At 44.5% G+C, this 13409-nt stretch carries 12 protein-coding genes; 9 read left to right on the top strand and 3 right to left on the bottom strand.

What is annotated here, in order from left to right; genetic code table 11:
* Positions 1-137: 137 nt before the first annotated feature.
* A complete protein-coding gene (locus C1S74_RS10275) occupies positions 138-902 on the bottom strand; it encodes a TatD family hydrolase (RefSeq protein ID WP_045399486.1) in 765 nt (254 codons plus the stop codon).
* Positions 903-1088: 186 nt separating this feature from the next.
* On the opposite strand from C1S74_RS10275, the gene hemB reads away from it, so the two are divergent.
* The 4 genes from hemB to spfP all read left to right on the top strand — a co-directional run bounded on the left by hemB (position 1089) and on the right by spfP (position 6350).
* On the top strand, positions 1089-2150 hold the full coding sequence (hemB, locus tag C1S74_RS10270; protein ID WP_045399484.1) for a porphobilinogen synthase: 1062 nt from the start codon (positions 1089-1091) through the stop codon (positions 2148-2150).
* Between the two features lie 125 nt (positions 2151-2275).
* The gene (locus tag C1S74_RS10265; RefSeq protein WP_045399482.1) at positions 2276-2710 is read left to right on the top strand and encodes a GNAT family N-acetyltransferase; all 435 of its coding nucleotides are present in this window, start codon (positions 2276-2278) and stop codon (positions 2708-2710) included.
* Positions 2711-3316: 606 nt separating this feature from the next.
* Positions 3317-6109 (top strand): DNA polymerase I, encoded by a 2793-nt coding sequence (polA, locus tag C1S74_RS10255; protein ID WP_045399479.1) that lies wholly within the window; start codon positions 3317-3319, stop codon positions 6107-6109.
* A gap of 193 nt (positions 6110-6302) precedes the next feature.
* Positions 6303-6350, top strand: coding sequence for a small protein SpfP (gene spfP, locus C1S74_RS27160; protein ID WP_438356636.1), 48 nt, complete (start codon positions 6303-6305; stop codon positions 6348-6350).
* 516 nt (positions 6351-6866) lie between these two features.
* Here the strand turns inward: spfP and yihA are convergent.
* Positions 6867-7529, bottom strand: a complete 663-nt coding sequence (gene yihA, locus C1S74_RS10245; protein ID WP_038870014.1) for a ribosome biogenesis GTP-binding protein YihA/YsxC — start codon at positions 7527-7529, stop codon at positions 6867-6869.
* A gap of 159 nt (positions 7530-7688) precedes the next feature.
* Here yihA and C1S74_RS10240 point away from each other — a divergent pair, with 159 nt between their 5' ends.
* From C1S74_RS10240 to hemN, 5 genes are all read left to right on the top strand, one after another.
* Complete coding sequence (locus tag C1S74_RS10240; protein WP_038877007.1) at positions 7689-8306, top strand: c-type cytochrome; 618 nt, start codon at positions 7689-7691, stop codon at positions 8304-8306.
* A gap of 756 nt (positions 8307-9062) precedes the next feature.
* Entirely contained in the window at positions 9063-9701 is a 639-nt protein-coding gene (locus C1S74_RS10230) for a class I SAM-dependent methyltransferase (protein ID WP_038877099.1), read from the top strand.
* Positions 9701-10243, top strand: coding sequence for a Der GTPase-activating protein YihI (yihI, locus tag C1S74_RS10225; RefSeq protein WP_038870017.1), 543 nt, complete (start codon positions 9701-9703; stop codon positions 10241-10243). Before C1S74_RS10230 ends, yihI begins: the two co-directional genes overlap by 1 nt.
* A gap of 7 nt (positions 10244-10250) precedes the next feature.
* Positions 10251-10739, top strand: a complete 489-nt coding sequence (locus tag C1S74_RS10220) for a DUF2489 domain-containing protein (protein WP_038870019.1) — start codon at positions 10251-10253, stop codon at positions 10737-10739.
* Positions 10740-10924: 185 nt separating this feature from the next.
* Complete coding sequence (gene hemN / locus C1S74_RS10215; RefSeq protein WP_045399477.1) at positions 10925-12316, top strand: oxygen-independent coproporphyrinogen III oxidase; 1392 nt, start codon at positions 10925-10927, stop codon at positions 12314-12316.
* A 69-nt stretch (positions 12317-12385) separates the two neighbouring features.
* Here the strand turns inward: hemN and add are convergent, their stop codons facing one another.
* The gene (add, locus tag C1S74_RS10210; RefSeq protein WP_045399475.1) at positions 12386-13390 is read right to left on the bottom strand and encodes an adenosine deaminase; all 1005 of its coding nucleotides are present in this window, start codon (positions 13388-13390) and stop codon (positions 12386-12388) included.
* Positions 13391-13409 lie beyond the last annotated feature (19 nt).

Genomic DNA, 13409 nt, shown 5'->3' with positions numbered 1-13409 from the left:
TTTCGGGTCCCATTGATTAACAAAACTTGGGCGTATTGACGGTGGAATTAAAGGTCACGAAAATTTCGACGTATTCATAGGAAATGCGACGGAAAGTTTAAAAAAATCAGCTCACCGTCACGATATTCATTCAAAGGTTACTTCAAATTAAACAGAGTTTCGGCATTGCTCGTTGTGATTTGATCAATCACTTCAAGGCTTTCCCCACGCAGTTCGGCCACGCGCGCAGCCACTAAAGAAGTGTAAGCCGGCTCGTTACGTTTACCACGATGTGGTACTGGTGCAAGGTACGGGCAGTCTGTTTCTAGAATCACCCAGTTCATATCCAAATGAGGGATTACCTTATCCATACCGCCGTTTTTGAAGGTTGATACACCGCCCAGACCTAAGTGGAACCCAAGCTCGTTGATCGCCTGTGCTTCTTCTACGCTGCCACCAAAACAGTGGAATACACCACGCAAGCTGCCGTCTTGTTCTTGACGAAGTAAAGTCAGCGTTTCTTCAATTGAGTCACGTGTGTGGATAACGACAGGTAAATTCATCTCTTTTGCCCAGTTTAACTGAGTCACAAACGCCATCTCTTGTTCTGCGCGGAAAGTTTTATCCCAGTACAGGTCGATACCGATTTCACCCACTGCAATGAAGTTATGCTTTTCAAACCAGCCGCGGATGACTTCCAGCGTTTGCTCAACATTGCCATCTACATAACATGGATGCAGACCCATCATTGAGCGACAAACCTCAGGATAAGCCGCCTCGGTTTTTAGCATCGGCTCAATAGATTCAAGATCGATGTTTGGTAGCAGAATTCTATCAATGCCTTGTTCTAAAGCACGTTTCACCACCTCGTCGCGGTCGTTATCAAATTCGCTAGCGTAAATATGAGCGTGAGTATCGATCATGGTTGGTCTCTATGGTTCATCGGTGTATGGAATTAGTGAGAAGTATACTTGAGTGTGAGTGCTGGGTCATTTTCGGTTTTTTTCATGCCGTTTTTCCATATTGCTGCTCGCAAGGTGCATCAAGAGTGATATGATTTTGCCACCAGATGATTTGATCATCGTAACCTTCCAGACAAGGAGAAAGTGGTGTCTGTATCAATTCAAGGTCCATTCCCTGCACGCCGTATGCGTCGTATGCGTAAGCACGATTTTAGTCGTCGTCTGATGGCTGAAAACCAAGTTTCAGTAAACGATCTGATTTACCCAATGTTCATTTTGATGGGCAAAGATCGTCGTGAAAGTGTTGAATCGATGCCGGGTGTAGAACGTTTGTCGATTGATTTAATGCTAGAAGAAGCACAATACCTAGCAAACCTAGGCGTACCAGCGATCGCGCTTTTCCCTGTCGTAAACCAAGACGCTAAAAGCTTATGTGCTGCTGAAGCCTACAACCCAGAAGGGTTAGTTCAGCGCGCAGTACGTGCATTAAAAGAGCACGTCCCTCAAATCGGCGTGATCACAGACGTGGCACTCGACCCATTCACTACACATGGTCAAGACGGCATTATCGATGAAGATGGCTATGTGATGAATGATGAAACAACCGAGGTACTTGTAAAACAAGCGCTGTCTCACGCAGAAGCGGGCGCAGACGTGGTTGCACCATCAGACATGATGGATGGCCGTATCGGTAAAATCCGTGAAGCGTTAGAAGAAGCGGGTCACATCCATACTCAAATCATGGCTTACTCTGCGAAGTACGCATCAAACTACTACGGTCCATTCCGTGATGCAGTTGGTTCATCAGCGAACCTAAAAGGTGGCAACAAGAAAAACTACCAAATGGATCCTGCGAACACGGATGAAGCGCTACATGAAGTGGCTCTTGATATTAATGAAGGCGCTGACATGGTGATGGTTAAGCCAGGCATGCCTTACCTTGATGTGGTTCGCCGTGTTAAGACTGAGCTTCAAGTTCCAACGTTCGCTTACCAAGTTTCTGGTGAGTACGCGATGCATAAAGCAGCCATCATGAATGGTTGGCTGAAAGAGCACGAGACCGTGATGGAATCTCTGCTTTGCTTCAAACGTGCAGGCGCGGATGGCATCCTGACTTACTTCGCGAAAGATGTAGCAGAGTGGTTAGCGGAAGAAAACGCACAAACTGCAGAGCACCTAGTCAAAGCGCAAGAAGCGACAGACGAGTAATTATCGCTCAATGAGAAAAGCCAGACCGACAATTGTTGTCGGTCTGAATATACCCAAGTAACCTCAAGACGGAATACACACGGCTTGAAGTTACTTGGGTATATTTATTTCTGGAGAGTAAGACAATGACAATGCTGATTCGTGAAGGCACGCTGGAAGAGGCGATCCAAGTGGTAGCTCGTGTTACTGAGTTTGCACATGGTGAGACGGTTGAATCCATGGCTGAGCGCCTAGGAGATAAAAAAAGTTTAATCCTAGTGGCTGAGAAAGCAGGGACGGTCCTAGGTTTTAAAATCGGCTACGAGTTAGATGAATATACCTTCTACAGTTGGTTTGGTGGCGTAGCACCAGAAGCGCGCAATGAAGGCGTGGCGCAAATGTTATTAGAAGCGCAAGAGGAATGGGTAGTAGAGCAGGGCTACAAAACTTTAAAAGTGAAATCTCGTAACCAATTTCCTGCCATGCTTCGCTTGTTGCTAAGAAATGAATACATCATTGAAAAGTTTGAAGAAAAACCGAACTTACGTGAGTCTAGAGTGCACTTCATTAAGGCGCTATAAAAAATAAATGAGATTTTTTCTCATTTAGGTATTGACTGTTAAATGAGAATCATTATTATTAAACCTGTCTTAAGGAATGAGGAAAGTTCACAAGGACGTTGAATTGCTAATTAACCGAGTGTTGAGAAGGTAATGAAACATTTTCCCCAGAACTTGCACTAATTCTTTTTGACACGACATTGCTCACATTGCTTCCAGTGTAATTTATAGCTTCTTGGTTAAGCTGCCATACAAATGGAAATAGCTTTACCACTTCTGCTAGGCGACCCAACTGGGTCGCTTTTTTCTTTTCTGTGATTTCTAATTGACGCCTCTATCGGCAACTTTTCCACATGTCATGATCATTTTAGGATCGTTGTTCTTGTCTTTTTATTTAAAATAATAACTATTAAAACAATGGCTTACATTTGTTTTTTTCTGTCTTTATTTCCATGGGATAACCAGTGGATAATTTCTATAAACAGAGTTATCCACAGTGAGAGGTGTTTTTCGTGAATAACATCGGAAAATTTCCGCGAACTTGATCGAGCGAACAAGATAGATTCGGATCAGCAGTCATGGCATTCTAAGCAGATCTATTAAGTACTGATTTGGATACAGACAATTATGGCAAGTATTCCTGAAAATCCGTTGATTCTGATCGACGGTTCTTCTTATCTATATCGCGCTTTTCACGCTTACCCAGGCACGATGAGTAACGGTGAAATTCCAACTAACGCAGTTTACGGAGTGGTGAACATGTTACGCAGTATGATGCGTCAGTTTGCTTCGGATCGCATTGCGGTGGTTTTCGATGCGAAGGGTAAAACCTTCCGAGACGATATGTACCCAGAATACAAAGCGAACCGTCCACCAATGCCGGATGATCTTCGTTGCCAAATTGAGCCACTGCATAACGTCATTCGTGCAATGGGTCTGCCACTGATCTGTATTCCTGGCGTAGAAGCTGATGATGTTATCGGAACTTTGGCTTATCAAGCATCACAACAGGGCATGCCGGTTTTGATCAGTACGGGCGATAAAGACATGGCTCAGCTTGTCGATGATAACGTCACCTTGATCAATACCATGACTAACGTCGTGATGGATCGTGAAGGGGTGATTGAGAAGTTTGGTATCCCACCAGAGCTGATCATCGATTACCTAGCGTTGATGGGCGATAAAGTCGACAACATCCCTGGCGTTCCGGGTGTTGGTGATAAAACTGCAACTGCACTTCTGCAGGGGATCGGCGGTCTAACTAAGCTGTATGAAAACCTCGACGATATCGCTGCGCTTGGTTTCCGTGGTTCCAAAACCATGGCGAAGAAGCTTGTGGACAACAAAGACGATGCGATGATGTCTTATGAGTTGGCAACCATTAAGCTGGATGTGGAACTGGAAGAAACGCCAGAATCACTATTAAAAGCGGAACCGAGTACAGACGAGCTGATTAAATTGTACGGTCAGTTGACGTTCAAATCTTGGTTAAATGAGCTATTAGAAGGCGGCACAGGTGTCGTTGAAGCGGATGAATCAACGGGTACAGCGCGTGGTGGTTCTGCTTCATCTAAAGCAGATATGGACACCTCAGCAGTAAAAATCGACCGTAGCCAATACGAAACCATCCTGGATGAAGCTTCATTTAATGCTTGGTTAGACAAACTAAAAGCGTCTGAGTTATTTGCGTTTGATACCGAAACCGACAGCCTAGATTACATGGTGGCAAACCTAGTAGGTCTATCATTTGCGACCGATGAAGGCATTGCGGCTTATGTACCAGTGGCCCATGACTATCTAGATGCGCCTCAGCAACTTGATCGTGATTGGGTACTCGAACAGCTTAAGCCAATTCTTGAAGATGAAGCTCAATCGAAAGTTGGTCAAAACTTAAAATACGACGCATCTGTGCTAGCTCGCTACGGCATTGAGATGAAAGGTATCAAGCACGACACTATGTTAGCGTCTTACGTTTACAACAGCGTAGGTGGCAAACACGATATGGACAGCTTGGCACTGCGCTTTCTACAACACAGCTGCATTTCATTCGAGCAAATCGCAGGTAAAGGTAAGAATCAACTGACCTTCAACCAAATCGATCTGGATGAAGCTTCACCATACGCAGCGGAAGATGCGGACGTGACACTTCGTCTACATAATCGTTTGTTTGCCAACATCGAGCAAGATGAGAAGCTAAAAACCGTATACGAAGAAATCGAAATGCCACTTGTACCAGTGCTGTCTCGCATTGAACGCACAGGTGTACTGATTGATGACATGAAGCTTAGTGCGCAGTCGGTAGAGATCGCCGCACGTCTGGATGAGCTTGAGCAGAAAGCCTATGAGATTGCAGAACAAGAGTTCAACATGAACTCACCGAAGCAGCTGCAAGCGCTTCTGTTTGAAAAAATGGGTCTACCAGTTATCAAGAAGACGCCATCAGGCACACCTTCTACTAATGAAGAAGTGCTGCAAGAACTGGCTCTGGATTACCCACTACCAAAACTGATTTTGGAATACCGTGGTCTGGCGAAGCTAAAATCAACTTACACCGATAAGTTGCCGAAGATGATCAACCCATCAACGGGCCGTGTGCATACTTCTTACCACCAAGCCGTTACTGCAACGGGACGTCTATCTTCAACCGATCCTAACTTGCAGAACATTCCAATTCGTAACGAAGAAGGTCGTCGTATTCGTCAGGCATTTATTGCACCGACGGGATATAAGATCTTGGCAGTCGACTACTCTCAAATTGAATTGCGTATTATGGCGCACCTGTCAGGTGACCAAGCGCTGCTTGATGCGTTCCGTGATGGTAAAGATATCCACGCAGCAACGGCGGCAGAAATCATGGGTGTTTCTATCGACCAAGTCTCAAGTGAACAGCGTCGTCGTGCAAAAGCGGTTAACTTTGGTTTGATTTACGGCATGAGCGCATTTGGCTTAGCAAAACAGCTCGGTATTCCGCGTGGTGAAGCGCAAGCTTACATGGACAAGTACTTCGAACGTTATCCTGGTGTAATGCAGTACATGGAAGACACGCGTAGTACTGCTTCTGCACAAGGTTACGTAGAGACGATTTTTGGTCGTCGCCTGCATCTTCCAGAAATTCAATCTCGTAACGGTATGCGTCGTAAAGCTGCTGAGCGTGCCGCGATTAACGCGCCGATGCAGGGTACCGCTGCGGATATCATCAAGAAAGCGATGTTATTAGTGGATGAGTGGATTCAGCAAGAAGGTAATGATCGAGTGAAACTTCTCATGCAAGTACACGATGAATTGGTTTTTGAAGTTGAAGAGTCTTCTTTGTCCGAAATTGAAAATAAAGTACAGAATTTGATGGAATCTGCAGCAGAACTGAAAGTGCCTTTAGTGGCAGAAGCAGGTCACGGTGATAACTGGGACCAAGCACACTAGTCACTTTTAAATCAATTTTACTAATTAAATATGAGCCAGCGCACAAACGCTGGCTTTTTTGTGCTAATAAAAAAGCAATTCAATTATGAGAATTATTGTTGCTTAATAAAACTTTCATGAAAAAAAATTACAAAAATTCTTTGCAAATCTGACCAATTGTTGTACATTATCTCTCGTAGGGTACAGAGGTAAGATGTTCTATCTTTCAGACCTTTTGTTTCACGTTATTGGATTAGGCTGATTCAGCCGCCCCAGTCAGTTTTTGACTGGGGCGTTTTTTATTGGGCGAAAGGAAATTTTTCTTTTTGATCAATAAGTTAAAATTGCCCGCAAAAATGCGCTTCTTTAGACCTCTCTAAGTTACTGTCAAATCTAGTTTTTTCATTCCAATTTATTGCGTTATTCATGCTGTAAATTTACGCCAGTCACACTATTATTTTTTCTCGAAAGAAACTAAGTCACGTCTTTTTGACGTTTTTCTTAACTTAACTATATGAATAATAGGACTATTGTGCCGTGTGGGTGAGAGTGTTTGGTTTGAGGTAGAAGATAAGATTGCTTTTTAACCTATTGAAATCGAATCTCAGTTCAGTAATGCTTCGCCACATAACAATAATTACCAATTTTTCTCTCCCGTTATCCCTGCCAGGAAGGTGGGGATTTTTATTGCCTCAAATTCACCTTTCTTGCCCCCAGATAAGCAAAAGCCCCACCAAAAGGCAGGGCTGTGTCGAAAAAATTTAACAAATTTTGTTAATTATTCTTCGTTGCTCTCTTGAGCGTCATCTTGTTCGTCTTCTTCAAGAAGGTGTGCGATTGCCGGTGCAAACCAAACGTCCAGCTTGGCACGAAGCTGATCAACTCCCAGACCTTTCAATGAAGAGAACACATCAACCGATACATCGCCACCAAACGTCTCTGCTTGTTTGCGAATTTTCAGTAGTACCTGTTTACGAGCGCCGCTTTTTAGCTTGTCAGCTTTAGTCAGCAGTACTTGCACAGGGATGCGGCTGTCGATTGCCCAGAAAATCATTTGTTGGTCGAGGTCTTTCATTGGGTGACGAATGTCCATTAGAACCACGAGACCTTTTAGACACTCACGTTTCTGTAGGTATTCACCTAATGACTTTTGCCATTTGTTCTTCATCTCAACCGGTACTTGAGCGAAGCCGTATCCTGGCAAATCGACGATATGACAACCTTCTTGTACTTTGAAAAGGTTGATCAATTGAGTACGACCTGGGGTCTTTGATGTCTTCGCTAGACTTTTTTGGTTAGTCAGGCGATTCAGTGCACTCGATTTACCAGCGTTTGAGCGTCCTGCAAACGCAATTTCGACACCTTCGTCCTCCGGTAAGTGACGAATATCGGGTGCGCTGGTGATGAAATGCGTGTTTTGGTAATGAATTTTTACGCTCACTGTTAACTCCATCTCGACTTTGTGTAGTCGATTGATTACTTTTTTGTGAAATTGTGTAAAATAACCGTGCTCGGCATAAGGTCGCCTATTGTACCATGAGTGTACGCGGTATGTTCACATTCCGTGGTACTGGAAGCTTGATAATTATAATGGAATGTCATGAAGAAATTAGCGCTAATTTTGAGTCTTTTAGCCAGTTGCTCAGTATGGGCCCAAGGTAATATTGAAGCTGGTAAAGCAAAATCACAAACCTGTGTCGCCTGTCACGGAGCAGATGGTAACAGTGCACTAGCAATGTACCCGAATCTTGCAGGCCAACACGCTAAGTATCTTGAGAAGCAATTAAAAGATCTAAAACTAGGTATGACTAGTGGTGGTAAACAAGGTCGTTACGATCCTGTAATGAGTGGTATGGCTATGCCACTAAGTGATGAAGACATCGCGGATCTATCTGCTTACTATGCCTCTTTACCTATTGCAGAGAGCTCAACCCCTGAAAATGTGGTCGAGCAAGGTAAGGTACTTTACACCGCTGGTGATGCAGAGCGTGGTCTAACCGCATGTATCGCGTGTCACGGTCCTCGTGGTAACGGCACTGAGCTTTCAGGTTTCCCTAAAATTTCTGGTCAGCAAGCTGACTACATCAAAGCTCAGTTAGAGAAGTTCCGTGATGGTGCTCGTGGTAATGATATGAATGCCATGATGCGTGACATCGCAAAGAAAATGACAGACGAAGACATCGAAGTTCTGTCGAAATACGTTGGCGGTCTGCACTAAGCCCCTACACCGCGTTCGAGCAAAGTTATACAGAAATGCCCCAACTATTGGTTGGGGCATTTTTGTTTGTGGCTTTGTGTGATCTCGATCTTATTCAATGTTAGACATAAAAGTGATAGATAGCTTGAGGCCTTGTGAGACATTTGCCATACGTGATCGATGCGATTTCTCTCTATAACTTTTAAGTTATTGATAAAATGGGTGATTTATTTATGGCAAAAAATTAGTGTCATTAATTGCTTTTGGTGACTTGTTGGTTTTTACGAAACCCGTAAAGTAGACGGTGTTCACAAGGAGTGAACCTCAGGAATTTAGACCATGGATATAAGGTCTCCAAGGACGCAAGCGAAGGACGTTTGGTAGTCGGAAAAGGGACTTAGATAGGCAAGGAGCCTATCAGATATGGATGGTCATCTAGTCTAACGGTTAAGACAGCGAAACGGATCAGGCTTCAGGAAGTAGCTCAGTAAACAGGAAGTGAAAGGATAGCCAAAACTCATCAGGAAGATGAAGAACAACACTTTTTGGCAGGGAAAGCTTGAAAAACAAAAGGATTCTTGGTGCACCAGATGTGTGCAACACAGTTTCGCCACTTATTGGTGGCATTCAGAAAGCGACAGTCTCACTGTCGCTTTTTTTATATTCATTTTTGCCAATCAAAGTTTTTTAACAAAAACTGCTGAAAAAGTATCCAGCAACACTCCAATCTGTGTCCACTTTCTGGTATGTTTCGCATCCCTGTTTGAGGAAGTCAGCATGCACACCTGTCCTTTATGCCAGAATCAGCGCACTCACCACTTTTTTGAAGATAAGCGACGCGAGTATCTTCAGTGTGAACAGTGCAGTTTGGTATTCGTCAATCCAGACCAACGTTTGGATGCGAAAACTGAAAAAGCTCACTATGATCTGCATGAGAACAATCCTGAAGATATGGGATATCGACATTTTTTGTCGCGAATTGCTGACCCAATCGCAGAGCGAATTTCACCACAATCGAACGGAATCGACTTTGGTTGTGGTCCAGGCCCTACGCTTTCATTAATGTTAGAAGAAGCGGGGCACAACATGGCGTTGTATGATCTTTACTATCACCCTAATACATCGGTGTTAGAAAAGCAGTATGACTTCATGACAGCAACAGAGGTGATCGAACACCTCTACCACCCCGATGTGGTGTGGAAGCAATGGTTGAATTTAGTTAAGCCAGGTGGCTGGATAGGCCTGATGACGAAAATGGTCATCGATGTAGAAGCCTTTCAATCATGGCATTATAAGAACGATCCTACTCACGTGGTGTTCTTTAGCCGTGAAACGTTCCAGTTCCTAGCTGAGCGGGATAAGCTCGAACTCGAATTTATTGGTAATGATGTAATTTTACTGAGGAAAGCCCAGTAATGAGCCGTAGTAAAAAATCTAGAAAGCCAGGTGCAGCAGGCGCACCTGAGTTTGTTGTCACTCGTAACCGCACAGAATCTGACGTTGAAGGCCGTCTACGCAAGCGCGCTAAAAAGCGTAAAGGCTTGAAGACAGGTAACCGTAACTCAGAAGTGAATGAACAGAAGAAGCAATCTGCTGCCCAAAATCGTGATCCACGTTTAGGTAGTAAGAAGAAAATTCCTCTGATCGTTGAGCCAGCGAAGAAGATGACAAAACAAGAGCGTCGCCTATCGGCTGAGCAAGAGCTAGAGATGCTAGAAAACGATGCGCAATTGAACGTGTTGTTGGATCGCATTGAAGCGGGTGAGAACCTAGGCACAGGTCTACAGAAGTTCGTAGATGAGAAGCTAGATCGCATCGAAAAACTGATGGACCAACTTGGTCTACTTGAGCCGGAAGAAGAGGAAGACTTCACCGCTCCTGCTGCTAAAGGTACTCGCAACGACGATGACCTACTAGCGGATTTCGATGACATCAACTTCGACGACTACAAAGGATAAGTAATTCATGAACGTAACCTTATTAGCGATTGCGGGTGCTGTGATCATTATCGCGCTGGCTTCATATGCAGGTTACCTTCTGCTTCAATTGAAAAAGCAAAAGGAATTGCAGCTGAAGCATAAAAAATTGGCGATCGATAAACGTAACGCCAACATTTTTGAGAACGTGCATACTTTGTGTCAGGCTGGCATTCAAGGCCAGTGTGATTTATCTGAAATCAGCATTCGTGTATACAACATCATGGACTATGTTCAGGGTGAAGACCGTGTGGATTTTGATAAAACGTACCCAGCGATTTCTGAGCTTTACCATATTGTGAAAGATATGGCGCGTGGTGAAGACCGACAGCAACTTGCGAAGAAAGAACGTATGCAACAAAACTTGGATCGCCATAAAGCAGAGCAGCGCTTGACGGATACGATCGTAGAAGAACTCAAAGTGTTGCAAAAAAACGTCCAGCCACTGAATAACCAAATCAATATTCAGATGATCTAGTTTGTATCCCCAATGGTTTCCTTATTGCTATTGGGGGTATCGTGATCACGCTAGCACTTCTTTGGTTTTATACTTAAAAAGCCACCTGCGGTTACCGTTGTTGCCTTTGTCATATGGCAAAATAACGACCTCTGAATATTGGGTAACGATTTTCGTTGCCCTCGCATTTAACGGAAAGTACCACCATGTCGAATCAACATACTGAATCGAAGCAGCAAATCGTCTGGGATCAAGCGGTATTGGATAAGTACAACTATTCCGGTCCTCGCTATACGTCGTACCCAACGGCGCTGGAGTTTCATGAAGCATTTACCATTTCAGACTACGATATGGCATGCACTCAATACCCAGAGCGTCCGTTATCTTTGTACGTTCATATTCCGTTTTGCCACAAGCTTTGCTACTACTGCGGCTGTAACAAGGTCATTACTCGTCATTCGCACAAAGCAGACGAATACCTAGACGTACTGGAGCATGAAATTCGTCAACGCGCGTCGTTGCTTGGTGAGCGCACAGTCACTCAACTGCACTTTGGTGGTGGTACACCAACTTTCTTGTCTGAAAAACAAATCACTCGCGTGATGGATTTATTGCGCCAAGAATTTAACTTTAATGCGGATGCTGAAATCAGTATTGAGGTGGACCCGCGTGAAATCGAACTAACCATGCTGGATCATCTGCGCAGCGAAGGTTTCAACCGTCTGAGCATTGGTGTTCAGGACTTCAATAAAGAAGTTCAGCAGCTTGTGAATCGCGAGCAAGATGAAGAATTTATCTTTGCGATGGTCGCACGCGCCAAAGAGCTTGGCTTTCGTTCAACGAACCTCGATCTAATTTACGGCTTACCGAAGCAAACGAAGGTGTCCTTTGCTAAAACACTTGAGCAAGTGTTAGAAATGCAGCCGGGTCGTTTGTCTGTGTTTAACTACGCGCATATGCCTCAACTCTTTGCTGCGCAGCGTAAGATTAAAGACGAAGATTTGCCGAAAGCTGAAGAGAAGATGGCGATTCTGCAAGACACGATCGCGACACTTACGGGGGCTGGCTACCAATTCATCGGTATGGACCACTTTGCTATGCCAGATGATGAGCTTGCCGTTGCTCAGCGTGAAGGTATTTTGCACCGCAACTTCCAAGGCTACACCACGCAAGGTGAGTGTGATTTGGTCGGCTTTGGTGTTTCTGCGATTTCCATGATTGGTGATGCGTACGCGCAAAACCAAAAAGAGTTGAAGAAGTACTATGCTCAAGTGAATGACTTGCGTCATGCGCTCTGGAAAGGGGTTTCTTTGGACTCAGATGATTTGCTACGCCGTGAGGTGATTAAGCAGCTTATCTGTAACTTTAAACTGGATAAGAAAGCGATTGAGTCTGAGTTTGCTGTGAAGTTCGAACAGTACTTCAAAGAAGATCTACAGCTTCTGCAAACTTTCGTTGATGACAAGTTGGTGGAAGTGGATGAGCGTGAAATTCGAGTGACACTTCGTGGTCGCTTATTGATTCGTAATATCTGTATGTGCTTCGACAAGTACCTACGAGCGAAAGCGCGTCAGCAGCAATTCTCTCGCGTTATCTAAGCTCTCAATAGATTTCGGATATAAAAAAATGCCAGCAAATGCTGGCATTTTTTATGTCCTTCGCGGCAATTAAACGCGATCTTTCACTTTTTCTTTCAGTTCAGTTTTTTCTGCATCTGATAAGAAAGCGATGTCTAGGCCGTTTATTTGCGCTTGGCGAATTTGCTCTTGAGTCAGACCTGCTGCTGGTGCTGCCACTTCGTATTCGTATGGCAGTTCAATACCTTCAACTGCTGGATCGTCCGTGTTCAGACATGCCAGCACACCGTGCTCTAGGAATTGCTTAAGCGGGTGGTTAGCTAGCGATTCAACCGTACTCGTTTGGAAGTTTGACGTCAGGCAAGATTCAATACCAATGCGGTTTTCTGCTAGGTAATCCATTAGTTTAGGATCGTGAATCGCTTTCACACCATGACCGATACGAGTTGCGCCTAACTCTTGAATTGCTTGCCACATGCTTTCTGCGCCCGCCGCTTCACCCGCGTGAACAGTAACACTTAGGCCTGCATCACGGACTTGCCTGAAGTGAGAGACAAAACGGTCACCTGGCTGGCCAAGCTCATCACCCGCTAGGTCAACGGCTACGATGTGATCTTTTTGGCTCAGGATGCCATCCAGCTCTTGTTGACAAGCATCAGTACCAAATGTACGGCTCATAATGCCAATCAGGTTCGCCTTGATACCGAAATCACGCATACCCGCTTGCACACCATCAACGACTGCTTCCACAACGCCTGCCACTGGCAGTTTGTGTTTCATCGCCATGTAGTATGGTGAGAAGCGAAGTTCAGCGTAGTCGATTTTTGCGTTTAGAGCGTCTTCTACGTTTTCGTAAGCGACACGACGACATGCGTCTAGATCGCCCAGTACTGCCACACCCCAGTCAAGCTTAGAAAGGAAAGCAACAAGAGATGGCTCAGCTTCAACAATTTGAACGTGTGGAGTAAGAGACTCAATATCATAAGCTGGTAGCGCAATACCAAATTGCTGACCAAGCTCAAGAATAGTCTTAGTGCGAATGTTACCGTCAAGGTGACGGTGCAAATCAGTCAGGGGAAGATTCTTAGTTATCATTATGTCGATCCGGGTTGTA

The organism is Vibrio hyugaensis (genome assembly GCF_002906655.1).
In the GTDB taxonomy this organism is placed as follows: Bacteria; Pseudomonadota; Gammaproteobacteria; order Enterobacterales; family Vibrionaceae; genus Vibrio; species Vibrio hyugaensis.
Note: the sequence above shows the minus strand (reverse complement) of the source record. Positions and strands in the feature narration are given on the sequence as shown.

What these genes read in the sequence shown, in the direction of transcription:
- C1S74_RS10275 (WP_045399486.1), bottom strand. Translation starts at nt 902, where the DNA reads ATGATCGATACTCACGCTCATATTTACGCTAGCGAATTTGATAACGAC.
- C1S74_RS10265 (WP_045399482.1), top strand. Translation starts at nt 2,276, where the DNA reads ATGACAATGCTGATTCGTGAAGGCACGCTGGAAGAGGCGATCCAAGTG.
- polA (WP_045399479.1), top strand. Translation starts at nt 3,317, where the DNA reads ATGGCAAGTATTCCTGAAAATCCGTTGATTCTGATCGACGGTTCTTCT.
- C1S74_RS10240 (WP_038877007.1), top strand. Translation starts at nt 7,689, where the DNA reads ATGAAGAAATTAGCGCTAATTTTGAGTCTTTTAGCCAGTTGCTCAGTA.
- C1S74_RS10230 (WP_038877099.1), top strand. Translation starts at nt 9,063, where the DNA reads ATGCACACCTGTCCTTTATGCCAGAATCAGCGCACTCACCACTTTTTT.
- yihI (WP_038870017.1), top strand. Translation starts at nt 9,701, where the DNA reads ATGAGCCGTAGTAAAAAATCTAGAAAGCCAGGTGCAGCAGGCGCACCT.
- C1S74_RS10220 (WP_038870019.1), top strand. Translation starts at nt 10,251, where the DNA reads ATGAACGTAACCTTATTAGCGATTGCGGGTGCTGTGATCATTATCGCG.
- hemN (WP_045399477.1), top strand. Translation starts at nt 10,925, where the DNA reads ATGTCGAATCAACATACTGAATCGAAGCAGCAAATCGTCTGGGATCAA.
- add (WP_045399475.1), bottom strand. Translation starts at nt 13,390, where the DNA reads ATGATAACTAAGAATCTTCCCCTGACTGATTTGCACCGTCACCTTGAC.